The following is a 25,952-nucleotide window of genomic DNA, read 5'->3' as shown; positions in this document are numbered from 1 at the left end:
CTCCGCCTTGCATCTGCACGCACCACGCCCCGCTCGGGTCGGCCGAGAGGCGCTGTCACTCCCGGCCGACCCGATCCAAACGACAGGCCCTAGCGCCGGTGGGTTCCGATGGTGACGACTCCCTTCGTAGGGGCGCCGGCCTTGTTGTCGTAGAGGACGTCGCCGGTGGACTTCTTCCAGATCTTGATGCGGAAGGTGTCCGGGCCGTCGGTGGCGGTGACTCTGAAGGTGTAGCCGCTCTTCCCGCCGACCGTGCCGGTGCCCTGGTAGACGGCCCGGGAGCCACTCACCACGAGCCAGTCGGAGCCGGTGGAGCGGAAGGTGAGCTTGGCCTGACCGAAGACGAACGTGGCCTTGCCTGCCGGGACGGTGGCTCCCTTCCGGTACTGGGCGGCCACGGTGAACGCCGCCTTCCCGGTCAGCCCCGGCCCGGCCGGGTAGGCACCGGCCGGCGAGGTGATCGTGCCGGCGCCGGCCACGGGACCGGCCGCCCGGTCGTAGACGATCAGTTCCGGGAGTGTGGTGCCGTCCGTGCCGCCGTCGTCGTCGGTGACCGTGACGACCGGGCGGTGGATGCCCGCCTTGTCGTAGACGTGTGCGGCCCGGCAGCCGGAGTCGGTGACCGTGCCGGTCGTCGGCCGGCTGCCGTCCTTCCAGTCGACCTCGCAGGTGTGGCGGTCGCTCGTCCCCGCGTCGCCGAAGGACGCGGTGACGGCGGCGGCCTTGCCCACCGACAGGGGCGAGCCGGGGCCCTTGGCGGAAGTGATCGACGGGTCGGCATTGGAGACCTTGACGGTCGCGGTGTCGCTGCCGCGCCCGCCGGTCAGGGTGACCTGGAAGGTGCCGTCGTCGGTGCAGGTGAGGGTCGTGCGGGCCGCGGCGGGGTCCTTGACCGTGCACGGGGCGCCGTCCTGGACGGTCCACTTCGGGTTGCCCGCCCCGGAGACGCTGCCCGCGAGTGTGATCGCCTCGCCCTCGGTGCCGGTGGCGTCCGGACCGGCGTGGGCGACGGTGACCGGGTCGATGCCGCTCAGGGTCGGGACGACCTTCTCGATCAGGCCGTCGGAGCCGAACTCCAGCTTGTCGATGGTGGTTTCGCGGTGGGTGCCGTCACCCCCGGGGATGGCGAAGCGGTGGTAGGCGATGTACCAGTCGTCGGTGCCCGGGACGTGGACGACGGAGTGGTGGCCCGGGCCCTTGATGCCCAGGGACAGGTCCTTCTCCAGGATGACGCCCTGCTTGGTCCACGGGCCGGTGGGCGAGGGGCCGGTCGCGTAGGCGACGCGGTAGTTCTCGTCCCGGGTGTCGTTCTCCGACCACATGAAGTAGTACGTGCCCTTGCGCTTGATGACGAAGGTGCCCTCGTTGTAGCCGCTCGGGGTGATGTCCTCGACCTTCGCGGTGTCGATGGAGGTCATGTCGTCGCCCAGCGGGACGACGTAGGCGCGGCCGTTGCCCCAGTAGAGGTACTGCTTGCCGTCGTCGTCGGTGAAGACCGCCGGGTCGATCATCTGGCCGCGGAAGTCACCGGCCTTCAGCAGCGGCTTGCCCAGGGCGTCCTTGAACGGCCCGGTGGGCGAGTCGGACACCGCGACGCCGATGTTCGCGTCGGCGCAGAAGTAGAAGTAGTACTTCCCGTCCTTCTCGGTCATGGCCGGTGCCCAGGCCCTGCTGTCCGCCCAGCCGACGTCCGGCCCCAGGTCGAGGATGACGCCGTGGTCCTTCCAGTGGACCAGGTCCTTCGAGGACCAGGCCTTGAACTGTGTGCCGCTCCAGCCCTCGAAGCCGTCGGTCGTCGGGTAGAGGTAGAAGGTGTCGCCGAAGCGCACGATGTTCGGGTCGGCGTTCAGACCCGGCAGGACCGGGGTCTTCATGATCAGCGCCGAGACCTTCCAGGTGCGCTTCTTGCCGTCCGATCCGGTGACCTCGTACGTCACCGGCTTGGTGAAGTCGTGCACGCTGCCGGAGGCGGGGCTGATGGTCGCGCCCTCGGCGAGCGTGAACTCCGGTGCCAGGGCGGTGAGATCGGTGCCCGCCTTCATCGGCAGGGTGATCGTGCCGGCCGCGTTGTCGACGAGCGCGTCGACCTTGAGCGCCGGGTGCGTCACCTTGGCGACGCCCGCGGTGTTGCCGCTGAGTCGCATGACCTCGGTGCCGGTGAGGGCACGGTCGTAGATACGGAAGTCGTCGACCTCGCCGCCGAAGTAGGGGTCGGCCGCGTACAGGGAGCGGCCGATGTAGCCGCTGTGGTCCTTGGCCGCGTCGTACAGTTCGGACGGTTTGATGGTGGTCGTGGTGCGGGCCGCCTCGATGCCGTCGGCGTAGAGGATCATCGTGCCGGTGGCACCGTCCAGCGTCACCGTGACGTGGCGCCATTGGCCGGGCGTGAGCTGCGAGCCGGCCGTCAGCTTCGACTCCGCCGACCAACTCGCCTTGGTGATGGCCGAGTAGAGGCTGGAGCCGCCGTTGGACGGGGTGGCGAACAGGTACTTGTCGCTGTCGGGTCCGAGCCCGAACAGCCACTGGAAGCTGCTGCCGCCCTTCCACTTGGCGTACGTCGACACCGTCACGCTGCCGGCGTTCTTCAGCACGCCGTTCGGGATCTTCACGTAGGGCGAGTCGGAGCCGCCGGACATCTTGAACGAGCCGCCGTCGACACCGGTGCCGAAGTCGGGCGTGCGGACGTACGTGCCGTGGTGGCCGTGCCCGCTGGAGTCGCGGGCGATGCTGCCGCCCGTCTCGTCGAAGTCGTAGTGCAGCAGGAGGTCGGCCGGGACGTCCGGTCCTTCCTCGGACACGGTGACCTCGGCCCGGACCGGGATCGCGGCGCCGCCGGGCAGGCTGCCGGTGACGGTGAAGGTGCCGGGCTGGGCGTACTTGGACGCCGGGACGTCCTCCCAGTCGACGGAGACGGGCCGCTTGACGCCGTCGGCGTACTCGGCGATCACCGTGGCCGGCAGGACCGGGGCGTCACCGACCCGGGTCTTCACCGACACGTCCTCGACGCTCTTCACGATCTGGTCGGGCTGGTAGGCGCGCAGCAGCCGGTCGTACTCGGCCTGGGTCACCGGCAGCACGGTGCCGTGGCGGGGCTTGGCGGGCAGGTCGTAGCCGGTGGAGGGGGTCCAGGTGCCGGAGTCGAGGTCGGTCGTCTCGAAGGGGATGTAGCCGCGGCCGCCGAACTCGTCCAGGAACGCGTACCACTTGTCCTCGGTGTTGGACTTGAACACCAGCGGTCCCTCGGCGGCGTTCATCGCGCCCTTGCCGATGCCCTCGGCGACCGGGGTCCAGGACGGGTCGAGGATCGAGTCGCTCTTCTCCTGGAAGATGAACTTGCTGTTGGGGGTGGAGGAGCTGTTGTTCCGCTCGTCCTTGGAGAGGCGGTAGTACGTGCCGTCGTGGCGGATCATCGTGGAGTCGATGACCGAGTAGCCGCGGTCGATCCAGACCTTGGGCTCGCTGAAGGTGTGGAAGTCGCGGGTGGTGGCGTACATCATGCGGTTGTACGTGTCGCCGGAGTGGTCGGCGTTGTCGTACAGCTTCGACGCCCAGAAGACGACGTACTCGCCGCGCTCGGCGTCGTAGAACGCCTCCGGCGCCCAGGTGTTGCCCGCGCTGTCGGGTGAGACCTTGACCAGGCGCTGGTTCGTCCAGTGCACCAGGTCCGTGGACTCCCAGACCATGATGGACTTGCTGCCGGTGCGCTGGGAGGCGTCCCAGTCGCCGTTGCCGTAGATCCGGAGGTCGGTGGCGATCTGGTAGAACTTGTCGCCCTCCGGGGAGCGGATGATGAACGGGTCGCGCAGGCCCTTCTCGCCCAGCGTGGAGGTGAGGACCGGCTTGCCGTCGTTCAGCTCGCGCCAGTGCAGCGGGTCGTCGCCCTTGCTGAGGGCTGCGTAGAGCTGTTCGCCGTCCGAGGTGCCCTCGCCGGTGAAGTAGCTGAACATATAGCCTTTGAGGGCCGCTTCGGCGGGCAGTTCCGGCACCTTGGCCGTCATGACGCGGGTCGCCTTCGCCTCGCCCTTGGTGACGGTGGCGGTCAGCTCGACGGTGGTGGCGCCGTCGCCGTGCGCGGGGCGGTGGACCTCGCCGCCCGCGGAGACGACGTCCGGCTTCGCGGAGGACCAGGTGACGGTCGTGGCGTACTTGCCGCTCTTGGGCAGGGTGAGGTTGCCGCGGGCGTCGTCGAGGTTGTGGACCGTGAGCGCCTCGGCGGCCTCCCGGGTGGCGGCGGCGTCGTCGAGCGCGGGCCGGACCGTGACGTCGAAGGTCTTGGTGCCGGTCACGGTGCCCTTCTTCAGGGTCGCCGTGAGGGTGGCGCGGCCGTCCGGTGAGCCTGCCTCGGGGCGGGTCACCTTGCCGGTGCCGGACACCACGGTCGGGTTGTCGCTGGTCCAGGTGATGGAGGAGCCGCCGGCCGGGCCGGTCTTCGGCAGGTCCAGGTCGGAGGTGACGCCGCTGGTGTCGCCGAGGCTCAAGGCCTCCTTGTCGGCGGCGACGCCCTGCGTGGCGACGGGGAGGGAGAGCTGCTCGGCCTCCGAGCCGTCCAGGGCCCGGTCGTACACACGGAAGTCGCGGATCCGGCCCTTGAAGAGCTTGTCGCCGTCGTAGACGGACTTGCCGATGTAGTTGGCCTTGGTGATGCCGGATCCGATGGCGCCGGGTGTGGTGGTGACCGAGGTGTTGCGGCCCACCTCGACGCCGTCCTCGTAGAGCACGCCCGTGGAGCCGGTCTGGGCGTAGGTGACGTGCTTCCACACTCCGCGGGTCAGGTTGTGGGAGTCGGAGGGCTTGGTGGTCTGCTCGGTCGACCAGTTGCCCGTCGCGACGGAGGTGCGGAAGGAGTTGCCCGTGGTGAACAGGTAGCCGTTGCCGCTGCCCGCGCTGGTGTTGCCGAAGCCGTAGAGGAAGTAGGGCGTGCTCTGGGCGGGGTCGATCAGTACGTCCATGGAGACGGTGATCGCGTTCATGCCCTTCATGACGTCGTCCGGCACCTTGATGTAGGTGTCCGACCCGTTGAAGGCGAGCCCCTGGCCGGACGCCGACCAGTCGGCGGTGCCGCTGACCGTGCCGTCGCGGCCGTTGCCGGAGGCGTCGGTCACGGTGGAGCCGGTACCGGCGTCGAGCTTGTACCACAGGGCCAGGCCCTCGGTGAGGTCCGCCGCTTCGGGCGCCGGTGCCTCCGGGGCCGCCTGGGCGGAGACGGCGGGGCCGGCGAGGGCGAGCAGCATCGACGCGGCGGTCAGTCCGGCGAGGGGTCCCGCCCAACGTCTCGCTCGGCTGCGAAGTCGTGCGACGTGCGTCATGTCTTGTGGGGTCCTCTGCTGAGGCATGGCTGATGACGGGCAGGGCGGAGCGGTGAGCACGGAGATGACGAGGCGACGGCAACTCTGTGCCGCGAGCCTGGTGTTACACGCAGGTGAACGCGTGTTGCGTGAGTCTCAGCCGACGGCCGGGGCAGCGTCAAGAGGTTCCGAACAATGTCCGACAGGTCGAACAGCTCTCCCGGAGGGACTCACCGTCGGCCACGGCGGCCGGCGCGGCGTTGTCAGTGGCGGGTGGCAGCATCGGGCCCATGACGGACACCACGGCATTCGACTGGCGGTCGTTCCTGCTCAGGTGGAGTGGGGAGTGGGCGGATTCCCTGCCGGAGGACGAGACGCGGGGAGCCGACGACGAGGCGGCGCGGCAGGCACGGTGGCTTGGGTTCCCACCCGCGTCCGAGGAGCGGATCGCCGTCATGGAGAAGCGCCTGGGCCGGCGGATGCCTCCGTCGTACCGGGAGTTCCTCGCGGTCACCGACGGGTGGCGGCACGCGGGCGGGTTCGTGTGGCTGCTGGCGGGGACCGAGTCCGCGCACTGGCACGCCAACGCGTCCGGACTCGCGTACATGTTCGACGAGTATCTGGATGAGGGTGCCGGGCCCGAGGAGCGGCTCGAGGCCGACATCTGGCGGCGCGGGCTGCAGCTCGACGTCGAGTCCGACGCCACCTACGTCCTCATGGACCCCGAGGACGTGGACGAGCACGGCGAGTGGGCCGTGTACACATGGGCGAGCTGGCGTGCCATGCCGCCCGAGCGGCACGCGAGCTTCGCCGCCTTCATGCGGGACGTGTACCGGGAGTTCCACAGCCTGCGGTCGCACGGGGGCGCGGAGGAGCCGGTGTTCGTGAACGACACGACACGCACGCTGGACGCGCGACTGGAGGAAGCCCGGATCGAGGCGCTGGGCGGCGGCTGGGAGCGGGCTGTGACGACACTGGACGAGGCCAAGGGGTACGGCAGACCGCGGGCCGCCGGGCTGGGCGACCAGATCCGCCGCCTGCTCGGGCAGACCTACATGGTCGACTTCGACGGCCTGGCGACGGATCCGCGGTATGCGTCCGAGCTACTGCCGGCACTGATCGCGGAGCACGCGGCGCACTCCCACCGGGGCGACGCCGGCCTGACGTTCGCTCTGCGGGGCGCCGACGAGGAGTTGCTGTCACTGGCTTACGCGATGCTCGACCGGATGCGCGGCGGCACGTACCGATACACGGCGCCCGGACCGTTCGGGGAGGCGGTCGAGCGGGCCCGCGAGTCGGCGCGGTGGGGAGACACCGACGGGGCGTGGCGGACCCTGATCGACGCGATGCCCCTGTGGGAGCCGCTGGGACCGGATCACCTCGCGCCCCTGGGCTGGGTGGCCGACCCCGTGCTGGGGCCGCTGCTGACCCCGGAGCGGGGCCGGGAGCTGCTGTCCACGCCGAGGGGCGGGCAGTCGGGTGACACGCCGAGTCCGTCGGCCGGGCTGGACCCGGGCGGCCTGGCGTGGCTCGCGGATCCCGACCCCGGCAACAACCGCACGTCCTACCGGTTCGTCCTGGTGGAGGGGGTGGAGCCCGAGGAGTTGCCCGGACGTCTCGCGAAACAGGACGGGGACGGGGACGGGGACGGCAGCGTGCTGAGCGCGCCCATGACCTGCTGGGAGGCACGCCAGGCGTGGCTGCACGACCGCAGGGAGTTCTCCTCCTACGACGACAGGGCTCTCATGGCGATCGGCCGGGCCGGCGCCGGTTGGAGCTTCGCCTTCGACGGCGACCCGGCCCCGTTCGACCGCCGGCGGTTCGTCTCCCCGGCCGTGGCCGCCGCCGCGGGAACCCGCGCTGTGGTGGTGTGGAGCGGCCTGAGGACAAGGCACGGGGAGCCGTTCTTCCACCTTTCGGTGGCGCGGGACGGCGCCGAGCAGTACTCCTTCACGTACGCGGACGGAGAGGTCCGGTCGAGCGGGAGGATACCGGCGGCGCTGGACCCGAGCCGGTTCTTCGGTGACCCCGAGGGCGGGGCCGGAGTGGAGCGGTCGCTGCTGGAGGCGGTGGCCGAGGAGTTCGGCGCCCGTCTGCCGCGCCATGCCCTCGTGAACGGACGGCTGCACACGTTCGTCACCCGTTCGTGGACGCGACCGCCCCGGGACGGAGAGACATACTCGGTGATCCGGGTGGGCTGAGGAGACGCTTCACCGGCAGCATCCGGCGAGAGGGCGGCTGCCGAGGGCGCTCAGTCGTCGCCCCTCGTGGCCACAACGGCCCAGACGCGGTGCGGGACTTGGATCACCTTCCCGGGGAACCGCTCGCCCAGCACACTGCCGAGGGCGTCGTCGAAGCGTTCCACCTCGTCCGGCGGCAGGCTGGCGCCGACCCCGGCACTGGCCCGGATCCGGCCCCGCTACGCCTCGGGCGGGTACGGCACGGCCAGATCGAAGGAGAAGGTCTCGATGCCGGTGAAGCCCGCGGTGGCCAGGTCGGTCAGCCAGCGCGGGTACAGGCCGGTGCCGCCGCCCAACGTCCAGGCCGGGTTGAAGGACAGGATCAGCTCCTCGGTCGCCTCGACCACGTTGCCCGGCAGGGGCAGCCAGTCGAAGTGGGCGATGACCGCCCGGCCACCGGGACGCAGCAGCCGCGTGATCTCGGCCGCGGCCTTCGGCGCGTCGAACCAGTGCCAGCACTGGCCGGCCGCCACCACGTCGTACGACGCGTCCGGCAGCCCCGTCGACTCCGCCGTGCCCACCCGGTAGTCGGTGTGCACCCCCGCTTCCCCGTCGAGCTCCCGGGCCTGTTCGAGCAGCGGTGCCGCCGGGTCCACCCCGGTCACCCGAGCCCCCGCCTGCGCGAACAGCCGGGCCAGGGCACCGGTGCCGGTGCCGATGTCGAGTACGTCCTTGCCGGGGAAGGCGATGCCGTGCCGGTACAGGTGCGTGATGATCTGCGGTGGGAATCCGGCGCGGTGGCGGCCGTAGTCCTGTGCGGTGAGCCCGAAGTCAGGACGGGAACTGCTGGTCATGGCGGGCTCCTGCAAGGCTGTGCGTCGACGGGCGCCGCCCACCCTGTCATCCCCGACCGGTGGTCGAGAAGAGAAGAGGAGATCGCCGAGGACCGGCGGGCGGACCTGTCTCTCCCCTCGATCCGCCGCCGCCCGCCTTCGCTCTTCGACCTGCCCGGAGCGGGCGGCGGGCCCGGCGCGGGCGGGCGGGCGGGCGGGCGAAGGGGCCAACGCGGTGTTCCTCCGGCTGTGTCGGGCGCCCGGGTCGCAGCGGTTCGGCCATGCTGGGGCAGGTCGCGTCCCCTCTCCACGACAAGGAGCCCCGTATGCCCACGGATCCGCTCGGACGTTTCCTGGCAGCTCTGGCCCCGGAGCACCGCGAAGCGGTCGGTGCCAGGCCACGCCAGGAGCAGGAACGCCTCGCCGCGGCCTGGGAACGGGAACTGGAAGCGGACGACGAGCTCGACACCCTCGACGAACTGTCGCCGGCGGCGGCGGAGGCCGAGGCAGCCCGCCGCGTCCTGGAACGCGGGAGCGACTAGAGCGCACAGGTACGGGGCGCCCGGCGGCCCGCACCGGCGGAATCTCTTCCACGAAGCGCGAGGAGCCCGCTCGCGGACCGTCGCCGCCCTGCGAGAGGCAGCCGGACACGACGGCTTCCGCGGCGCGTGCGGTGGGCGTCGCGCCGGGCAGGTACCGGCCTTCGGGGGAATTCCGGGTCCGCTCCGCGGTTCGGCGGCCGGTGGGTGGTACGGGCATGAGATGTCGACGCCCTCCGATCCACCCGACTCGTCGCTGCCGCGCCTGGACGACGCCGGGTCGCGCGTGCCGGGCGTGCTGCGGACCGCGGCCGCGTACGCGTGGCGGCTCATCGCGGTCGGCATCGTCGTCCGGGTCGCCTTCTCCGTGCTCGGGCAGTTCCACCGGGTCGCCGTCGCCGTCTTCCTCGGCCTCGTCATCACGGCGGTGCTCCGTCCGGCGGCCGGTCTGCTGGCCCGTTTCATGCCCCGGCCGCTCGCGGTGGCCGCCGCGCTCATCGGCGGCATCGTCCTGGTCCTCGGGGCGCTGGCCCTGGTGGGTGAGACCGTCGCGGACCAGCGGACCGGCCTGGAGAAGGAGTTCGTGGCGGGGATCGACCGGATCGAACGACGACTGGAGGAGCCACCCTTCAGGCTTCCCGCGGACGCGTTCGACGATCTCCAGTCCCGCATCGGCAAACTCCTGTCGGACCACCGTTCCACCCTCATCAGTACGGCGCTCAGCGGCGCGAGCCGGCTGGTGGAGGTGCTGACCGTGCTCGCACTGGCCCTGTTCTGCGCGGTCTTCTTCACACACTCCGGCGACAAGCAGTGGCAGTGGTTGTGCGACCAGCTCCCCGACCGGGCCCGGCAGCGGTTCGCGGTCGCGGCCGACGCCGCCTGGCGGACCTTCACCGGTTACACGCACGGCATCCTGCTGGTGGCGGCGACCAACGCGGTCCTCGTGGGCATCGCCCTGTCCGCCCTCGGGGTGCCGCTGGCGGTGCCGTTGGCCCTCCTGGAGTTCCTGGCGGCGTTCATCCCGCTGATCGGTTCGCCGATCGCCCTGGCGATCGCGGCGGTCGTCGCGCTGGCGTCGAAGGGGCTGATCGTCGCCCTGGTGGTCGTGGCGCTGATCGTGGTCATCGGCCAGATCGAGGGCCATGTGCTGCACCCCGTCGTGATGAGCTGGGCGGTGCGACTGCACCCGGTGGTGGTCGCCCTGGCGGTGGTCGGCGGGGCGGTCGCGGCGGGGGTGATCGGTGCGGTGGTGGCCGTACCGCTGGTGGCCGTGGTGTGGTCCGTGCACCAGGCACTGCGGGGCGGTACGGGCGAGGCTGCCTGAGTGCCTCGCGGGGTGCCGTGTGTCCCACCGCGTGTTTCCACGAGATCCCGAGGTGAGCGGCCAGGGCTCAGGCAGGGTCCGAGAGCCGTCGCATCAGGCGGTGTTCCTCGTCCGCGAGTTCATGCATCAGCTTCGACGCGCGCTCGACGGGGGCCCGGTCCATGGTGGTTCCCGCCTCACGGAGGAGTTCCGCCACACGGGTCCACTTCCTCGACACCACGCGGTATGCGTCGGAGAGGTCGTGGTACTCCCCCGCACCCGTGAGTTCGGCGGTCTCGGCCAGGAAGTCCGCCCACAGGGTGCGGAAGAAACCGCCGCCTGTCCCGCCCTCCTCCATGATCGTGGAGATCTCGACGAGCGCCTCCTCCGGGGATTCGAGGTCGTCGATCCAGCCGGGCATGATGTCGGCCGCTTTGTGCATTCCCTTGAATCCCAGATTGGAGATCGGTGGGTTCAGGAAGCCTTCCGCTGTGGCCCTGACGGACCGGCGGGCGACCTCGCCGAGGTCGGGCAGCGGGCCCTGCGGAGGAGCGATGGTGAAGGAGAGGTTGCGTGAGCTCATCGGGCCCCGGGCGCCGCGCGCACGCGCCAGGGACGCGCCGGAGGCCCACTTCAGCCCCAGCGGCCTGGTCTCGACGAGGGCGAACCGGTCGTCCTCGTAGCCGACGCAGGCGACGTAGTGCGCCGCGAACCGGTAGTCGTCCGTGGAGTAGTCGAGGTCGTAGCGGTCGAGCTTGAGACCGACCACGGTCCCCGAGTCGAGCTCCCGGAGCAGTTGTTCGCGGGCCCGCCTTTCCGAGGAGGTCTCCCTGACGGTCAGTCGAAGACCGAGCGCTTCGGTGAGATGGGCGGTCAGTCGATCCGGCCTGATCCGGCCGCCCAGGAACGGCGTGGGCATCTGCTTGGTACGCCAGTAGGTGAAGGACAGACCTCTGCCGAGGCCGAAGACGAGCGACTCCGACAAGTCGATCTCGTGCTGCCGGAGAAGGTTGACCAGGGATGTCGATTCGCAATGATGACCGACGTACGGCTGTGCTTCGAGAAGTGACACGACTGACTTCTCCCTCTGTGGACGGTTGCTGTGACATGCCGGCCCGCCGACTCACCTGTGGGCCTTCTTGCCGAGCGCCATCAGGGAAGCCCGCGTTTCCGGATCCATCTTCTCGATCGCGTACCGGAAGGTATCGCGGGCCATTTCGGTGTGCCAGGTGCGCAGGAATGCGGCCACCTCGTCCTGATGGACCTCGGCGGTGACCTTGAGCAGCCATCCGCAGCCCTTCTGCACGTACACGTCCTCGTCGTGCATGAGCCGGACGCAGTTGTCGAAGACGTGCGACAGGGGAAGTTCGAACACCGTCCGCCCCACCGCGCGCCGGACGAACTTCACGACGGCCACGTTCGCGGCGCGTCTCGCCCACGGCGACCGGGACGCGACCCAGCGCCGCGTCTGCGGGATCCGGTCGAGGTGCCCGCGGAAGAACGGGTACAGCAGCTTCAGGCAGAGGTCGTCGCACTGCGCCCAGTCGGAGACATACGTTTCGAGCCAGTACTCACAGCGGTCGAGGAGTTCTTCGCCCAGCCCGGTTCTCGCGACCTTGTGCAGCAGCGCGAAACCCAGCAGGACCTCCTCGTGGTGCGAGGCACGTGACAGCACCTCTTCCGTCAGGGCCAGACGCGTCGCCGGGGGAATGCCGGGCCGCTCACGGAAGTAGTCGGTCGCGACCTGGACGACGGAGGCGTTGCTCACCCCCAGGGCACGGATCTCCTGCGGGAAGTACCGCTGTGTTCCGGCCGCGAAGTCCGCGTCGCCCCGCACGGCCAGGGACGCCAGGAGGTCCCCGGCGGCGGCTGCCACGTCCATCACCTCGATGCCTCCATTGCCTCGTCCCCTCCATGTCCTCGCCCCCACCCAGCACCTCGCCCCACCCAGCACCTCGATCCGGCGGGAGAGAGACAGGGATCCCGGGCGTGGGCGGGGCATCCCTCGGCCGCGTGGCCGCCGGTCGTCCCCGTATCATCGCGCGGTGGGCACTGGGGTGGGGATCACGGCGCCGTTCGGCCGGCTGCTGCGCGCGTTACGGCAGAGTCGCCGGCTGACGATCGAGGAGCTGGCCGAGGCGTCGGGGATCTCGGGGCGGGCCATCGGAGACATGGAGCGGGGCCGGAGCCGGCGTCCGCACCGGGGCACCATCACCGCGCTCGCCCAGGGCCTGGACCTGGACGAGGCGGCGCGCTCCGACCTCCTCGCCGCCGCGCGTGCGGCCCGGCCCGGGGCGCGGCCCGCCGAGCCGGTCAGGGCCTCGCCCCACACGCTGCCGAGAGGCGTGCGGGACTTCGTCGGCCGGCAGGCGGAACTCGCCGAGCTGCGCGCTCTCGCGCGGGAGGCCGCCGAGGGCGCCGTGGTCACGCCCCCGGTGGCCGTGGTGTCCGGCCCGCCCGGAAGTGGCAAGACCTCGCTGGCGATTCGGCTGGCCGAGGAGCCGTCGTCACCCTGCCCCGACGGGGCGTTCCTGGTGGACATGCGAGGTCTGGACGAGCGGCCGCTGTCCGCGGAACAGGCCGCGGCCGGGCTGCTGGGCTCGTGGGGCGTCGGGGACGCCGAGCTGGCCCGGCTGACCGCCGAAGAGCGTCTGGCCCGCTACCACGACGTCGCCGCAGGGCTGTGCGCGGTCCTGGTGCTGGACAACGCGGGCGGTGAGGCCCAGGTCAGGCCGTTGCTGCCGCGTGCGGGGCGGCTGCTCGTGGTGGTGACGAGCCGACGCACCCTCGCCGGTCTGGAGGGCGTACGACGGGTCACGCTCGGGGCGCTGAGTCCGCTGGAGTCCGCCGCCCTGCTGCGTGCCGTCGTGGGTGCCGGGCGGGTGGACGCCGAGCCGGGGGCCGCTGACGTCGTGACCGAGCTGTGCGGGCATCTGCCGCTGGCGCTGCGGGTGGCCGCCAACTGGGCCGCCACCCGCACCAACTGGAGCCTCGAGCGCCTCGCCGGCCGGCTCGCGGACGAGGACCGCCGGCTCGACGCGCTCAGCGCGGGCGACCTGAAGGTCAACTCCGCCTTCGCGTTGTCCTGCTCCCGTCTCGCCCCCGAGGCCGCCCGGATGTTCCGGCTGCTGTCGCTGCTGCCGGCCGGTGACTTCAGCGCCGCCCCGGCCGCCGTGCTCGCGGACGTCCCGCTGCCCGGCACCGAGGATCTCCTGGAGGAACTGCTGGAGGCGGGTCTGCTCATGACGTCACGTCAGGGCCGCTACCGCCTGCACGACCTGCTGCGCCTGTACGCGGCGGCCAGGCACCGCTCGGAGGACGGACAGGAGGGGTCGCTCGCCGCGCGGACCCGGCTGCGCCACTGGCTGCTCGACACGGCCGTCCTCGCGGGCCGCTGGTACGAGCCGGACTACGGGATGCCGCCCGCGGATCCCGGCCGGCTGGTCGCTCTGGAGGACCGCGAGCAGGCGGCGCGCTGGATCAGGGCCGAGGGCGACGCCTGGCTCGCCGCGTACCGCGAGGCCGCGGCACAGGCCGAGCACGCGCGGGTGGCCGAGGTCGCGGAGGCCATGCACTGGTTCTCCGACCACTGGGTGTCCTTCGGTCACTGGGTCGAAATCTACGAGCGGGCCGCCACGGCCGGGGCGGCCCTCGGGAACGCCGCGCTGGAGGCGACCCACCGCAACTACCTCGCCTGGGCGTACTGGGCCTGCGCACGCCGGCACGACGATGCGGTGGAGGCGGCCACGAGCGCGCTGCGTCTCGCCCGGGCGGCCGGGGACGTCCTCCAGCACGCATGGGCCCACGCGTATCTCGGCTGGCTGTGGGACGCCGCCGACGACCTGTCGCTCGCGGCCGACCACTATCTGCGCGCCGCGGAGCTGTTCACGGCGGCTGACGACGTCAACGGGTACCTCCAGGTCTCCTGCGGGATGATCCGGGTGCTGCGCGGGGCGGGACGTGCGCAGGCTGCCGTGGAGACCTGCGGGGACATCATGGACGCGCTCGCGGATCCCCGCCACCGGGACCGGATTCCTCCCAACGTGAGGGAGTTCACCGTCCTGACGGCCCTCTACGCGGTGTCCTTCGTCCATCTCGACGAGGAGCGGTGGGAGGAGGCCGCCGAAGCGCTGCGGGCCGTCCGTGGGCAGTTCGACGCCCGCGGATGGCACAAGCAGGCGGGCAAGGTCCACCTGCATCTGGCTCATGCGCTGGCCCGTCTCGGCGAGCGGGACGAGGCCGCCGCCGAGTACCGTGCCGTGCTCGCGATGGAGGGCCACGCCCCCGCGGACGTGCGGGACGAGGCGTTCGCGGGGCTTGCCGCACTGGCCGCGGGCAGGCCTGCGCCGCTCACCCGGTTCACGCAGTGACGGGCCTCAGCCTCTGCGGCACGTCCTGGAGAGGGACCTGGACGACATTCATGGGCACCGAACCGGTCCGCCGGGACGTTGCCGCTCCCCCGCGTCCGGCGCCCCGTCGCCTCCCCCTTCGCCGGACAGGCCGTGCAGCTGCCACTCGCGGGGCGTCGTCCCGTAGGCCGCTCGGAAGGCACGGCTGAAGTGGCTGGGGCTCGTGAAGCCCCAGCGCCTGGCGACGGCCGCGACACCGTGGCCCCGGGCCGGGGAGCGCAGGAGATCGCGGCGGCACCGCTCCAGCCGCTGCGTCCGGATCCACTCCCCCACCGTCACGCCCTCCGACTGGAACAGCTTGTGCAGATAGCGGACCGACATGAAGTGCGCCGCGGCGATCCCGGGCGGTGCCAGGCCGGGATCGCCGAGGTGACGGGAGATGTGGTCCTTGACGCGCACGAGGGTGGCCGCGGCGGTCTCCGGTGCCTGGGGGACGAAGCGGCCACTCCGCTCGTTGATCAGCAGCGCCAGCAGGTCGAGCGCCGTGGCGGCGAACTGGCGGCCGGCGAAGGCGTCGAGATGCCCCGCTTCGCGTGCCAGACGCGCGAAATAGGTGCCCACCAGGGCGGCGCTGCCCTCCCGGCCGGAGAACGCCGTGGCGGTCAGCGCCCGCAGATCCGCGTCACGCACCCGGAGGTCCTCCCGCGGGAAGTGGAAGGAGGTGAAGCAGAACGCGTTCTGCACCTTCTTCCGGAACATCCTGGAGGAGTCGGAGAGGGAGAAGTCGCCCGGCCCGATGCGGGCCTCCCGCCCGTCCTGCTCCTTGAGGGCGCTGCCCCGCCGCTGCAGGGTGAGGATGAGGAACTCCTTGCCGTCCTGGGCGATCAGCCGCCTGCTGCGGGTCACGACCTGCGGGCCGGCCTGCACCTGCGAGACCCCTAAGGAACCCAGCCGCTGGCTGACGATGCTGCCGGGCGACGGATCGTCCTCGAGGAGTCGCACGTCGAGCGGGACGAAGGTCCGGGACACCGCGTCGTGCCAGCGCTCCCTCCGGTCGGCCGCCGGCAGTGACGCGGTGGACAGGACGACGGACACGTGGATTCCCCCCTGGACATCAGCGAAGGCCGGCAGGCGGGACCCGCTGCCGGCCTTGACGATGTCACCACGCCGCCCCGGGGCGGTCCAGGAAGAATCGGAGGAAGAATCCGATCACTTGGCCAGGAAGGCGAGCAGTGCCGAGTTGACCTCCTCGGCGTGGGTCCAGAGCAGACCGTGCGGTGCTCCCTCGATCTCCACGTAGTCCGCGGCCGGAAGGGCCTTGTGGAACGGGCGCGCCGTCCCCTCCACGGGCAGGATGCGGTCGCCCGTGCCGTGCAGGATCAGGGCCGGCACGTCGATCGCCGGGATGTCGGCACGGAAGTCGGTGTACCAGGTCGCGGGCGCGGCGGACGCGGCGAAGAAGCCGCCGCCCGCGGCGACGTCCCAGCTGTGCCGGACGGCCTCCTCGCTGATCCGCGTGCCGAGGTTCTCGTCGAGGTTGTAGAAGTCCTTGTAGAAGTCCGTGTAGTAGGCGTAGCGGTCGGCCTTCACCGCGGCGACGACCCCGTCGAAGAACTCCTTCGGGGCGACGCCCTCCGGGTTGTCGTCGGACTTCAGCAGGCAGGGCTCCAGGGAGGCGAGGAAGACGACCTTGGCGACCCGGTCCGTACCGTAGCGGGACACGTACCGGGCCACCTCGCCGGTGCCCATCGAGAACCCGACGAGGACGGCGCCCTGCAGGTCGAGGGTCTCCATCACGGTGTTCAGGTCGGCCGCGAAGGTGTCGTAGTCGTAGCCGGTGGTCGGCTGGGCGGACTGCCCGAAACCGCGCCGGTCGTAGGTGATCACGCGGTAGCCGGCGTCGAGCAGGACGGCGCTCTGCCGCTCCCAGGAGTGCCCGTCGAGCGGGAAGCCGTGGATGAGGACGACCGGCTGCCCGGAACCGTGGTCCTCGTAGTACAGGTCGATGGCGGTGGAGTTCTCCTGGCCCACGGTGATGTACGGCATGTGCTGCTTCCTCGTTTCCGAGCGGCTGGTGCAAGGGACACGGCCACGCTAGGCCGGGCGCAAAGGCTCCGATTGCCCGACAGCGCACCGGTGTTTGACCTGGCGCGCACACGCGGGCCGTGATCCATAACCGGGTGCCCTTCTGCACCCGGCGTGACACCATCGGCGCCATGGAGAGGTTGATGACACCTGATCAGATCTCCGTCCGTACGTCCCGCGCTCTGGCCGCCGCCGTCGGTGCGGGGAGAGATCTGGGGCTCGATGTGGGCGACGCGAGGGTGATCTACGACGTGTTCTCCGTCGTCGTGCACCTGGCTCCGTCACCGGTGGTGGTCAGGGTGCCGACCGTCCTGCCGTCGTACGCCGACGCCGACTCCCAGGCTGCGCGGCAGCGACAGGAGCTGGACGTGGTGGGGTGGCTCGCGGATCAGGGGCACCCGGTGATTCCGCCGAGTCCGCTCGTGCCGCGGGAGCCCGTGCGGCGCGACGGGTTCTCGATGACGTTCTGGCAGTTCGTCGAGCTGGACCAGAGCTCCGAGCCCGACTACGTGCACCACGCCGGGCTGGTCGCCGATCTGCACGCCGCGCTGCGCGAGTATCCGGGCGAACTGCCGTTTCTCACGGCGGCCGAACCGCGGTTCGTCACCGACGGCCTTGCCGCGCTGGAAGGGCGCCCCGATCTTCTGGAGCCGGCCGATCTCGACCGGGCCCGGCGCGAGTGGGAGGTGCTGGAGCCGGTGGTCGCCTCACGCGCGGGGTTCGAGGCGGTGTTCCCCGGGATCGAGTTCCAGCCGATCCACGGTGACGCCCCGGCCGCCAACATCGTCTCCGGCCCGGGCGGTGTGCTGTACTCCGACTTCGAACTGACCACGCTCGGACCGGTCGAGTGGGACCTGTCGGCCTTCGGCCCCGAGTGCGAGGCCGCGTACGACGCGGCCGCCGGGGACCTCGGTCTGCGGCAGCTGGACCGGGATGTCCTGCGGGTCGTCAACGCGGTGGGCATGTCCCGCGCGGTGGCCTGTCTCGCGCTCGCGCCGCAGTTGCCCCTGCTGGTCGAAGCGCTGGGGCCGGCCGTCGAGCAGTGGCGGTCGATGCCGTTCGCCGGAGGGCTGGGCGGCTGAGGTCGGCGGCCCGCACCGGTTACGTCACCCGGGCAGCGGCCGGTCGTCGACGACGTGCTTCATGACGAGGGTGGAGTTGAGGCGCTGGACGCCCGGGAGCCGGGCGAGCTGCTGGTCGTAGAGCTGCTGGAAGGCGGTCAGGTCGGTCGCGGCGACGCGCAGGAGGTAGTCGGGGTCGCCGAACAGGCGCTGGGCCTGGAGCACGTGCGGGACGGCGGCCACCGCCTCTTCGAACGCGGAGACCGTGTCGGCGTCCTCCAGGCGCATGGTGACGAAGACGAGGGCTTCGAAGTTCAGGCCCACGGCGGCCGGGTCCACCACCGCGCGATAGCCGCGGATGGCACCGTCGCGTTCGAGATCGCGCAGCCTGCGGTGGCAGGGCGAGACGCTCAGTCGCACGCGCGCCGCCAGCTCGGTGACCGTGAGACGGCCGTCCAACTGCAGCTCGGTAAGAATTTTCCGGTCCATGGCATCCATGGAGAAGATTCTGCCCCAGATCATGCGATCAAGGAGAAAAGAAAGGAACACTTTCGGGCAGATCGGGCCTAGCCTTCCTCTCGCACCACAGCACGTGAGAGGGAACGATCGATGGACACGACCACGCTGGCGGCCTTCCTGGCAGTGGATCTCCTGCTGGTATTCACCCCCGGCGCGGACTGGGCGTACGCGATCACCGCCGGTCTGCGGGACCGGTCGGTCGTGCCGGCCGTCGCCGGACTGGTCGCCGGATACGCGGGCTACACCCTGCTCGCCGTGGCGGGACTGGTGGTGATCGTGGCGAGCTCGGGGACGCTGCTCACCGCGCTGACCTTGGCCGGGGCCGGCTATCTGGTGTGGCTCGGCTGGGGGGTGCTGCGGCAGCCGGCTGCCCTGACGGCCGGCGCGGAGGAAGCGGGCACCGAGGGGTCCTCCCGCACGCGGGTCCTGCTCAGGGGGATCGGGATCAGCGGCCTCAACCCCAAGGCCCTGCTGCTCTACTTCTCCCTGTTCCCGCAGTTCATCGACCCCGCGGGGGCCTGGCCGGTCGCGGGCCAGACCGGCCTGCTCGGCTCCCTGCACATGACCGCCTGCGCCGTCGTCTACCTCACCGTCGGAGTCCTCGCCCGCACCGTCCTGAGGACCAGGCCCTCCGCGGCCCGGGCCGTGACCCGGGTGTCCGGCGCGATGATGATCGCCATCGGCGGGTTCCTGCTGGTGGAACGCCTGGCCGGCTGAGGGGCCCGCGCGGCTCCCGGCCGGGGAGGAGGGAGTTCACCGCACCTCCGGTCCGCCGAATTCGCTCATCGCGTCGAGGATCCAGCGCCCCAGGTAGTCGGCGAACGAGGAGCGCGGCAGCAGGTGGTACGTCGGCGCGTCGTCGGTCTGCCGGAGCAGGACGGCGACGGGACCCACCGTGGTCGACACCGCCCGGCCCGGGCCGAAGGACCGGGGATGCAGGTCCAGCGGGCAGCCCTTCTCCAGCACCTGCCGGGCGGACGGTCCGCTGAGCTCCAGCGTCGCGCGGTTCGCGGAGACGTCCACGACCGACCCGGGATCCTGCCCCAGCGCCTCCCGCAACGCGGCGGTCTCATCGGACCGGGACAGCACGAGCCACTCGTCGGGGCCCAGCCAGACGACCGTGCGGTGACCGGAGGCGGTGGTGTCACCGCACCGGCGCGGGAGCTTCGCCCCCAGGGCCGTCTCGATCCGGCCGGCCGCTGCGGAGGAGGGGTCCACGCGCACGTTCACCATGCCGAGGAACGGCAACTCCCGCAGCGTGACGCCGCGGGCGCCGGTGACGGTGGCAGCGCGCATCCGGTCCGCAAGATGCGCCAGTGGGCTGCTGCGCAGGGCCGTGGTACCGGTGTCAGCCATCTCGCTTGGTCCCTTCGGGGTCGTAGAGGACGCAGTCGGCCACCTCGACGGGCACCAGGTCCTCGCCCACCGGGGCGAGCAGGGTCTCGCCGATCCGGTCCCGCCCGCCGGCGACTAGGGCGAGGGCGAAGGGGCGGCCGAGCGCCGGGCTGTGGTAGCTGGAGGTGACGTGGCCGAGCATCGGCACCGGCGTGGTCGTCAAGGACACGTCCGGCGCCACGAGTTGAGTGCCCTCGGGCAGCCGGGTCGTGCGGTCGCACGGCAGCAGACCGACCAGATGCTTGCGGTCGGTGCGCGCGGTGTCGGCGCGGGAGAAGGACCGCTTGCCGATGAAGTCCTTCTGCCGGGAGACCACCCAGGACATGCCGGCGTCCTGCGGGGTGACGGTGCCGTCGGTGTCCTGCCCGACGATGATGTAGCCCTTCTCGGCCCGCAGCACGTGCATGGTCTCGGTGCCGTACGGGGTGATGCCGTACCGTTGCCCGGCCTCGTGCACCCGCTCCCAGACGGCCAGGCCGTACCACCCCGAGACGTTGATCTCGTAGGCCAGTTCGCCGGAGAAGGAGATCCGGCAGATGCGGGCCGGGATCCCGCAGGCCAGGGTCGTCTCGCGGAAGGCCATGAAGGGGAACGCCTCGGCGGACAGGTCGACGCCGGGCGCGAGCCGGGCCACGACCTCCCGGGACTTCGGGCCGACGACGGCGACCGTGGACCACTGTTCGGTCACGGAGGTGCAGTACACGTCGAGTTCGGGCCATTCGGTCTGGAGCCACTCCTCCAGCCAGTCCAGGACTCCGGCCGCTCCCCCGGTCGTGGTGGTCATGAAGTAGCGGTCGTCGTCCAGACGCAAGGTCACACCGTCGTCGAAGATCATGCCGTCGGGCTTGCACATCACGCCGTAGCGGGCCGTGCCGGGCTTCAGCTTCTTGAAGGCGTTGGTGTAGACGCGGTTGAGGAACTCGCCCGCGTCCGCGCCCCGGATCTCGATCTTGCCGAGGGTGGAGGCGTCCATGAAGGCCACCCCCTCACGGGCCGCACGGCACTCGCGGGCCACGGCGGCGTCCATGTCCTCACCGGGCCGCGGGTAGTACCGCGGGCGCTTCCACTGCCCGACGTCCTCGAACTCCGCGCCGTGTGCCACGTGCCAGCTGTGGATGGGGGTGGTGCGCTCGGGGCCGAACAGGTCGCCGCGTTCCCGCCCGGCCAGGGCGGCGAAGGCGACCGGCGTGTACGGCGCCCGGTAGGCCGTGGTGCCGATCTCGCCCGGTGAACCGCCGAGCGCCTCGGCGATGACGCCGATCGCGTTGACGCCCGAGGTCTTGCCCTGGTCGTTGGCGGTGCCGAGGGAGGTGTAGCGCTTGACGTGTTCGACGCCGCGCATGCCGGCTCCGGTGGACCGCCGGATGTCGGCGACGGTGACGTCACGCTGGAGGTCGACGAAGTGGCTGTCCCAGGTGCCGGGTTCGCCGCCGAGGCCGGGCACGAGCCACAGGGCGCGCGCCGGACCGCCCGGGGGCCGCGCACCCGCGGGCGGTACGGCGACCGGAAACCCGGCCTCCGTCGCGGCCAGCGCGCCCGCCCGCGCCCCTTCGGCACGGCAGCCGTCGAGGTCGTACGTCCCGCGTGCCGCACCGACGACCTGCTGGTCGCGCACGACACCGTCGGGCACGAAGGCGACCAGTTCCTCGTCCCAGCGCAGCCGGCCCTGCCGCTGGCTGTGCAGGTGCACCACCGGGCTCCATCCGCCGGAGACGGCGAGCAGATCGCAGTCGAACGACCACTGCTCTCCGGCGAGCCGGCCCTCGGCGTCGAGCGCCTGCACGGTGACGCCGGTGAGGCGGCCGGAGCCCGCCGTGCCGACGACCGTGCCGCCCGTCAGCACGCGCACCCCGGTCGTCCCCGCGATCTCGGCGGCGCGCCGGGACAGTTCGGGCCGGGCGTCCACGACGGCGGCGATGCCGATCCCGGCCGTGTGCAGATCGGCGACCGTGTCGTAGGCGCTGTCGTTGGTCGTGCTCACGACGACCCGGGAACCGGGTGCCACGGCGTACCGGTTGAGGTACGTCCGCACCGCCGAGGAGAGCATCACCCCCGGCCGGTCGTTGCCGGCGAAGACCAGTGGGCGCTCGTGCGCTCCGGTCGCCAGCACCACCTGTCGGGCGCGGATGTGCCAGAGCCGCTGGCGTGAGACGCCTTCGGGGGCGGCGGGACCCAGGTGGTCGGTACGGCGCTGAAGGGCGAGCACGTAGTTGTCGTCGTAGGAGCCGAAAGCGGTGGTGCGGGGCAGGACGACGACCTCGGGCGCGGCGTCCAGGGCCGCCCGGACGCCGGCGATCCACTCGGTGTCGCGGAAGAGCGAACCACCGGGCTCGGGCCGCTCGTCGACGAGGATCACCCGCGCGCCGGAACCGGCCGCCGCGGCGGCCGCCGAGAGCCCCGCGGGTCCCGCGCCCACGACCAGGACGTCGGTGTGGACGTACTTCTTGTCGTAGAGGGCCGGGTCGGGGGCCGCATCGAGGCGGCCCATCCCGGAGAGCGTGGTGGCGACCAGGCCGTCGTACAGCTCGACGGTCGTGGCCGGCAGCATGCCCTCCGAACAGGGGCCGTCCAGCTGTACAAGGGCGTTGGGCTCCTCGACGCCCGCGGCGACGATGCCGCGCGGGCGGCCGCGGTAGAGCGACGGAGCGACCTCGACGAGCCCGTTCGCCAGCATCGCCGAAGCAAGGGTGTCGCCGGGGTGCCCGGTCAGCTCCCGCCCGTCGACGGTGAAGCGCAGCACGGTGCCGCGGTCGACTCGGCCGCCCTGCGGGAGCCGGAAGCGCTGGTCGGTCATCGGGTCCCTCCGGGGCGCGGCTCGTCGAGCCGGTAGCTGGTCAGCACCTCGTGGGTGGCGGTGTCGCGCAGGACGTTGAACCAGCGGCGGCAGCCGGTGGCGTGCGTCCAGCGTTCGGCGAAGGGACCTTTGGGGTTGTCGCGGTAGAAGACGTAGGCGGCCCACTGCTCGTCGGTGAGGTCGGCCGGGGCCTCGGGGTGGGGGACGTGGGCCTGTCCGCCGTAGTGGTACTCGGTCTCGTCCCGTGGGCCGCACCACGGGCAGGTGATCAGCAGCACGGTGGTGTCCTCCTCAGTGCGCCACGGCCGCTGCGCCGTGTTCGTCGATCAGGGCGCCCGTGGTGAAGCGTTCCAGGGCGAAGGGGGCGTTCAGCGGATGCGGCTCTCCCGTGGCGAGGGTGTGCGCGAAGGTCCAGCCGGCGGCCGGGGTGGCCTTGAAACCGCCGGTGCCCCAGCCACAGTTGACGTACAGGCCCTCGACGGGGGTGCGGCCGATGATCGGGGAGGCGTCCGGGGTGACGTCGACGATCCCGCCCCAAGTGCGCAGGACGTGCGCGCGGGCGAAGACGGGGAACAGCTCGACGGCGGCGGCCATCTGCCGCTCGATGACGTGGAAGGAGCCGCGCTGCCCATAGCCGTTGTAGGAGTCGACACCCGCGCCCATCACCAGCTCGCCCTTGTGGGCCTGGGAGACGTAGACGTGCACGTGGTTGGACATGACGACCGTCGGGTGCACCGGCTCGTGCAGCTCCGAGACCAGCGCCTGCAGAGGGTGTGACTGCACCGGCAGTCGTACGCCCGCCCGTTCGGCCAGCACGCTGCTGTGCCCGGCCGCCGCGAGCCCGACCCGGCCGGTGTGGATACGGCCCCGGCTGGTCTCGACGCCGACGACCCGGTCGCCGTCCTTGAGGAAGCCGGTGACCTCGCAGCCCTGGACCAGGTCCACGCCCAGCTCGTCGGCGCGGCGGGCCAGCGCCCAGGCGACGTGGTCGTGCTTGGCGATGCCGGCCCGGGGCTGGAAGGTGGCGCCGAGGACGGGATGGCGGGTGCGGGGCGAGACGTTGAGGACGGGGCAGACCTTGGCGGCCTGGTCCGGTTCGAGCCACTCGGCGTCGACTCCGTTGAGCCGGTTGGCGTTCACCCGGCGCATGCCCTCGCGGACGTCCTGGAGGGTGTGGGCGAGGTTGAGGACACCGCGCTGGCTGAACAGGAAGTCGTAGTCGAGCTCCTCCGGGAGCCGCTCCCACAGCTTGAGCGCGTGCTCGTAGATCGCGGCGCTCTCGTCCCAGAGGTAGTTGGAGCGGATGATCGTGGTGTTGCGGGCCATGTTGCCGCCGGCCAGCCAGCCCTTCTCCAGGACCGCGACGTCGGTGATGCCGTGGTTCTTCGCCAGGTAGTAGGCGGTGGCCAGGCCGTGGCCGCCCGCGCCGACGATGACGACGTCGTACGAGGAGCGCGGCTCGGGATCGCGCCAGAGGAAGTCCGGGTGCTCCGGCAGCGGCTGTGCGGTCATGCCGGGGCTCCGTCCGCGTAGAGGGGGAAGGCGGTGGCGAGTGCGCCGACCCGCTCGCGCAGGCCGTCGTCCGGCCGTTCGCCCTTCAGGGCCTCGGCGACGATGTCGGCGACCTCCCGGAACTCCGTCGCGCCGAAGCCGCGCGTGGCCAGGGCGGGGGTGCCGATGCGCAGGCCCGACGACACCATCGGCGGACGGGGGTCGAACGGCACGGCGTTGCGGTTGACGGTGATGCCGACGCGGTGCAGCCGGTCCTCGGCCTGCCGCCCGTCGAGCGCGGAGTTCCGCAGGTCGACGAGGACCAGGTGGACCTCGGTACCACCGGTCAGGACGGTGATCCCGGCCTCCGCCACGTCGTCGGCCAGCAGCCGCCCGGCGAGGACGCGGGCGCCGTGCAGGGTGCGTTGCTGGCGCTCCCTGAACTCCTCTCCCGCCGCCACCTTGAAGGCCACCGCCTTCGCCGCGATCACGTGCTGCAGCGGGCCGCCCTGCTGACCGGGGAAGACCGCGGAGTTGATCTGCTTGGCGAGACCGGACCGGCTGAGGATCACGCCGCCGCGGGGGCCGCCGAGGGTCTTGTGGGTGGTGGTCGTGACGACGTCGGCGTACGGCACGGGGTTCGGATGCAGCCCCGCGGCGACCAGACCGGCGAAGTGCGCCATGTCGACCAGGAGGTACGCGCCCACCGCGTCGGCGATCCGGCGGAACGCCGCGAAGTCCAGCTGTCGCGGGTAGGCCGACCAGCCGGCGACGATCATCTTCGGCCGGTGGGCGAGGGTGAGCCGCTCGACCTCGTCCATGTCGATGCGCAGGTCGGATGCGCGCACGTGGTAGGGCACGACGTCGTACAGCGTGCCGGAGCAGTTGAGCCGCATGCCATGGGTCAGGTGGCCGCCGTGGGCCAGGTCGAGGCCGAGGATCGTGTCGCCCGGCTCCAGCAGCGCGAACATCGCCGCCGCGTTGGCCTGGGCCCCCGAGTGCGGCTGGACGTTCGCGGCCTCGGCCCCGAACAGCCCCTTCACCCGGTCGACGGCGAGCCGCTCGACGACGTCGACGTGTTCGCAGCCGCCGTAGTAGCGGCGGCCCGGGTAGCCCTCGGCGTACTTGTTGGTGAGGACGGAGCCCTGGGCCTCCAGCACCGCGGCCGGGGCGAAGTTCTCCGAGGCGATCATCTCCAGCGTCGACCGCTGCCGGTGCAGTTCGGCCCGTACGGCGGTGGCGACGTCCGGGTCCAGTTCGCTGAGCGGGAGGGCGAGGGGGGACGCGAGTGTGCTGGTCGACGGGCTGGTTGCCATAAGTGCACCATCCTGGGAGCCAACTAATGCGCAACTGATATATCAGGCTCTGCGGTACGGTATGGGAGCTCGCCGGACAGGTCAAGGGGGCATTAATGCAGCAGCTGGCGACCGAGCCCACCAGCGGGAACTCCCGGAGCACAGAGCCCGGCGGCGAGGAGTTGTCCCTCGCCGAGCGTGCCTACCGTGCCATCCGCGACCGGCTCGTGATGCTCGAGATCCGGCCGGGCGCGCCGATCCACGAGGAGCAGCTGGCGCAGTCCCTCGGCGTCGGACGGACTCCGGTGCGCGAGGCGCTGAAGCGGCTCCAGTACGAGCGTCTGATCACGACGTACCCCCGCCGCGGCACCTTCGCCACCGAGGTCAACATCACCGACCTCGCCCATATCTCCGAGGTGCGCCAGCAGCTGGAACCCCTGGCCGCCGCCCAGGCCGCGCGCCGCGCCACGGCGGTGGACCGGGAGGTCCTGACGGCGCTGCGGCGTGAGCTGGAGAGCGTGGGCCCCGCCCGGCAGGACTCCGGCGGGCTGATGCACCTGGACCTCCAGGTCCACCGCGCGGTCTACGCCGCCGCGCACAACCCCTATCTGGAGGACACCCTCGTCCGGCACGACAACCTCGCCACCCGCATCTGGTGCCTGTTCCTCGACCGCCTGGCGGACATGGCGGGTCACGTCGAGGAGCACGGGCCGCTGATCGAGGCGATCGTCGCGGGTGAGCCGGAGCGGGCGGCGCGCCTCGCCCGGCAACACGTCGAGGGTTTCGAGCAGGCGATCCGCGCGGCGATCTGACCGTACGCGTC

General features: G+C 71.5%; 19 protein-coding genes. 7 read left to right on the top strand and 12 right to left on the bottom strand.

Features of this window, described 5'->3' with window-relative positions; translation table 11 throughout:
• Positions 1 to 89: 89 nt before the first annotated feature.
• The gene (locus ACFY5B_RS26570; protein ID WP_389973431.1) at positions 90 to 5,306 is read right to left on the bottom strand and encodes a family 43 glycosylhydrolase; all 5,217 of its coding nucleotides are present in this window, start codon (positions 5,304 to 5,306) and stop codon (positions 90 to 92) included.
• Positions 5,307 to 5,575: 269 nt separating this feature from the next.
• On the opposite strand from ACFY5B_RS26570, the gene ACFY5B_RS26565 reads away from it, so the two are divergent.
• Entirely contained in the window at positions 5,576 to 7,486 is a 1,911-nt protein-coding gene (locus ACFY5B_RS26565; RefSeq protein WP_389973428.1) for an SMI1/KNR4 family protein, read from the top strand.
• Positions 7,487 to 7,704: 218 nt separating this feature from the next.
• Here the strand turns inward: ACFY5B_RS26565 and ACFY5B_RS26560 are convergent, their stop codons facing one another.
• Entirely contained in the window at positions 7,705 to 8,319 is a 615-nt protein-coding gene (locus ACFY5B_RS26560; RefSeq protein WP_389973424.1) for a class I SAM-dependent methyltransferase, read from the bottom strand.
• A gap of 305 nt (positions 8,320 to 8,624) precedes the next feature.
• On the opposite strand from ACFY5B_RS26560, the gene ACFY5B_RS26555 reads away from it, so the two are divergent.
• Positions 8,625 to 8,840, top strand: coding sequence for a hypothetical protein (locus ACFY5B_RS26555; protein ID WP_389973421.1), 216 nt, complete (start codon positions 8,625 to 8,627; stop codon positions 8,838 to 8,840).
• Between the two features lie 220 nt (positions 8,841 to 9,060).
• Complete coding sequence (locus ACFY5B_RS26550; protein ID WP_389973414.1) at positions 9,061 to 10,161, top strand: AI-2E family transporter; 1,101 nt, start codon at positions 9,061 to 9,063, stop codon at positions 10,159 to 10,161.
• Positions 10,162 to 10,228: 67 nt separating this feature from the next.
• Here ACFY5B_RS26550 and ACFY5B_RS26545 read toward each other — a convergent pair whose 3' ends face one another.
• On the bottom strand, positions 10,229 to 11,212 hold the full coding sequence (locus tag ACFY5B_RS26545; protein WP_389973411.1) for a BtrH N-terminal domain-containing protein: 984 nt from the start codon (positions 11,210 to 11,212) through the stop codon (positions 10,229 to 10,231).
• A 51-nt stretch (positions 11,213 to 11,263) separates the two neighbouring features.
• On the bottom strand, positions 11,264 to 12,022 hold the full coding sequence (locus ACFY5B_RS26540) for a DNA alkylation repair protein (protein WP_389973409.1): 759 nt from the start codon (positions 12,020 to 12,022) through the stop codon (positions 11,264 to 11,266).
• Between the two features lie 163 nt (positions 12,023 to 12,185).
• Between ACFY5B_RS26540 and ACFY5B_RS26535 the strand changes: the two genes are divergently transcribed.
• A complete protein-coding gene (locus ACFY5B_RS26535) occupies positions 12,186 to 14,510 on the top strand; it encodes a helix-turn-helix domain-containing protein (protein ID WP_389973406.1) in 2,325 nt (774 codons plus the stop codon).
• Between the two features lie 48 nt (positions 14,511 to 14,558).
• Here ACFY5B_RS26535 and ACFY5B_RS26530 read toward each other — a convergent pair whose 3' ends face one another.
• Together ACFY5B_RS26530 and ACFY5B_RS26525 are read right to left on the bottom strand one after the other, a co-directional pair.
• Positions 14,559 to 15,584 (bottom strand): helix-turn-helix domain-containing protein, encoded by a 1,026-nt coding sequence (locus ACFY5B_RS26530; RefSeq protein WP_389973403.1) that lies wholly within the window; start codon positions 15,582 to 15,584, stop codon positions 14,559 to 14,561.
• 114 nt (positions 15,585 to 15,698) lie between these two features.
• Positions 15,699 to 16,535 (bottom strand): alpha/beta fold hydrolase, encoded by an 837-nt coding sequence (locus tag ACFY5B_RS26525; protein ID WP_389973401.1) that lies wholly within the window; start codon positions 16,533 to 16,535, stop codon positions 15,699 to 15,701.
• Positions 16,536 to 16,717: 182 nt separating this feature from the next.
• On the opposite strand from ACFY5B_RS26525, the gene ACFY5B_RS26520 reads away from it, so the two are divergent.
• Entirely contained in the window at positions 16,718 to 17,656 is a 939-nt protein-coding gene (locus ACFY5B_RS26520) for an aminoglycoside phosphotransferase family protein (protein ID WP_389973398.1), read from the top strand.
• Between the two features lie 24 nt (positions 17,657 to 17,680).
• Here the strand turns inward: ACFY5B_RS26520 and ACFY5B_RS26515 are convergent, their stop codons facing one another.
• Positions 17,681 to 18,133, bottom strand: coding sequence for an Lrp/AsnC family transcriptional regulator (locus ACFY5B_RS26515; RefSeq protein WP_344464719.1), 453 nt, complete (start codon positions 18,131 to 18,133; stop codon positions 17,681 to 17,683).
• A gap of 111 nt (positions 18,134 to 18,244) precedes the next feature.
• On the opposite strand from ACFY5B_RS26515, the gene ACFY5B_RS26510 reads away from it, so the two are divergent.
• Positions 18,245 to 18,871 (top strand): LysE family translocator, encoded by a 627-nt coding sequence (locus ACFY5B_RS26510; RefSeq protein ID WP_389973395.1) that lies wholly within the window; start codon positions 18,245 to 18,247, stop codon positions 18,869 to 18,871.
• A 36-nt stretch (positions 18,872 to 18,907) separates the two neighbouring features.
• On the opposite strand, the gene ACFY5B_RS26505 is transcribed toward ACFY5B_RS26510, so the two are convergent.
• From ACFY5B_RS26505 to glyA, 5 genes are read right to left on the bottom strand one after another with little or no spacing between them, the layout of a single operon-like run.
• Entirely contained in the window at positions 18,908 to 19,510 is a 603-nt protein-coding gene (locus ACFY5B_RS26505) for a sarcosine oxidase subunit gamma (protein WP_389973392.1), read from the bottom strand.
• Complete coding sequence (locus tag ACFY5B_RS26500; protein WP_389973389.1) at positions 19,503 to 22,343, bottom strand: sarcosine oxidase subunit alpha family protein; 2,841 nt, start codon at positions 22,341 to 22,343, stop codon at positions 19,503 to 19,505. Before ACFY5B_RS26500 ends, ACFY5B_RS26505 begins: the two co-directional genes overlap by 8 nt.
• Positions 22,340 to 22,621 (bottom strand): sarcosine oxidase subunit delta, encoded by a 282-nt coding sequence (locus tag ACFY5B_RS26495; RefSeq protein WP_389973387.1) that lies wholly within the window; start codon positions 22,619 to 22,621, stop codon positions 22,340 to 22,342. Before ACFY5B_RS26495 ends, ACFY5B_RS26500 begins: the two co-directional genes overlap by 4 nt.
• A 13-nt stretch (positions 22,622 to 22,634) precedes the next feature.
• Positions 22,635 to 23,855, bottom strand: a complete 1,221-nt coding sequence (locus ACFY5B_RS26490) for a sarcosine oxidase subunit beta family protein (protein WP_389973384.1) — start codon at positions 23,853 to 23,855, stop codon at positions 22,635 to 22,637.
• Complete coding sequence (gene glyA / locus ACFY5B_RS26485) at positions 23,852 to 25,150, bottom strand: serine hydroxymethyltransferase (RefSeq protein ID WP_389973382.1); 1,299 nt, start codon at positions 25,148 to 25,150, stop codon at positions 23,852 to 23,854. Before glyA ends, ACFY5B_RS26490 begins: the two co-directional genes overlap by 4 nt.
• 95 nt (positions 25,151 to 25,245) lie before the next feature.
• Here glyA and ACFY5B_RS26480 point away from each other — a divergent pair, with 95 nt between their 5' ends.
• Complete coding sequence (locus ACFY5B_RS26480) at positions 25,246 to 25,941, top strand: GntR family transcriptional regulator (protein ID WP_389973379.1); 696 nt, start codon at positions 25,246 to 25,248, stop codon at positions 25,939 to 25,941.
• Positions 25,942 to 25,952 lie beyond the last annotated feature (11 nt).

This window comes from Streptomyces sp. NPDC013187, assembly GCF_042899705.1.
GTDB classification, from domain to species: Bacteria; Actinomycetota; Actinomycetes; order Streptomycetales; family Streptomycetaceae; genus Streptomyces; species Streptomyces hawaiiensis_A.
The sequence above is the reverse complement of the archived record's forward strand: the minus strand, read 5'-3'. Positions and strand labels throughout refer to the sequence as shown.

Excerpts from the sequence above, each read along its gene's own strand:
- ACFY5B_RS26570 (WP_389973431.1), bottom strand. The coding sequence starts at position 5,306 with ATGACGCACGTCGCACGACTTCGCAGCCGAGCGAGACGTTGGGCGGGA.
- ACFY5B_RS26565 (WP_389973428.1), top strand. The coding sequence starts at position 5,576 with ATGACGGACACCACGGCATTCGACTGGCGGTCGTTCCTGCTCAGGTGG.
- ACFY5B_RS26560 (WP_389973424.1), bottom strand. The coding sequence starts at position 8,319 with ATGACCAGCAGTTCCCGTCCTGACTTCGGGCTCACCGCACAGGACTAC.
- ACFY5B_RS26555 (WP_389973421.1), top strand. The coding sequence starts at position 8,625 with ATGCCCACGGATCCGCTCGGACGTTTCCTGGCAGCTCTGGCCCCGGAG.
- ACFY5B_RS26550 (WP_389973414.1), top strand. The coding sequence starts at position 9,061 with ATGTCGACGCCCTCCGATCCACCCGACTCGTCGCTGCCGCGCCTGGAC.
- ACFY5B_RS26540 (WP_389973409.1), bottom strand. The coding sequence starts at position 12,022 with ATGGACGTGGCAGCCGCCGCCGGGGACCTCCTGGCGTCCCTGGCCGTG.
- ACFY5B_RS26525 (WP_389973401.1), bottom strand. The coding sequence starts at position 16,535 with ATGCCGTACATCACCGTGGGCCAGGAGAACTCCACCGCCATCGACCTG.
- ACFY5B_RS26520 (WP_389973398.1), top strand. The coding sequence starts at position 16,718 with ATGACACCTGATCAGATCTCCGTCCGTACGTCCCGCGCTCTGGCCGCC.
- ACFY5B_RS26515 (WP_344464719.1), bottom strand. The coding sequence starts at position 18,133 with ATGGATGCCATGGACCGGAAAATTCTTACCGAGCTGCAGTTGGACGGC.
- ACFY5B_RS26510 (WP_389973395.1), top strand. The coding sequence starts at position 18,245 with ATGGACACGACCACGCTGGCGGCCTTCCTGGCAGTGGATCTCCTGCTG.
- ACFY5B_RS26505 (WP_389973392.1), bottom strand. The coding sequence starts at position 19,510 with ATGGCTGACACCGGTACCACGGCCCTGCGCAGCAGCCCACTGGCGCAT.
- ACFY5B_RS26500 (WP_389973389.1), bottom strand. The coding sequence starts at position 22,343 with ATGACCGACCAGCGCTTCCGGCTCCCGCAGGGCGGCCGAGTCGACCGC.
- ACFY5B_RS26490 (WP_389973384.1), bottom strand. The coding sequence starts at position 23,855 with ATGACCGCACAGCCGCTGCCGGAGCACCCGGACTTCCTCTGGCGCGAT.
- glyA (WP_389973382.1), bottom strand. The coding sequence starts at position 25,150 with ATGGCAACCAGCCCGTCGACCAGCACACTCGCGTCCCCCCTCGCCCTC.
- ACFY5B_RS26480 (WP_389973379.1), top strand. The coding sequence starts at position 25,246 with ATGCAGCAGCTGGCGACCGAGCCCACCAGCGGGAACTCCCGGAGCACA.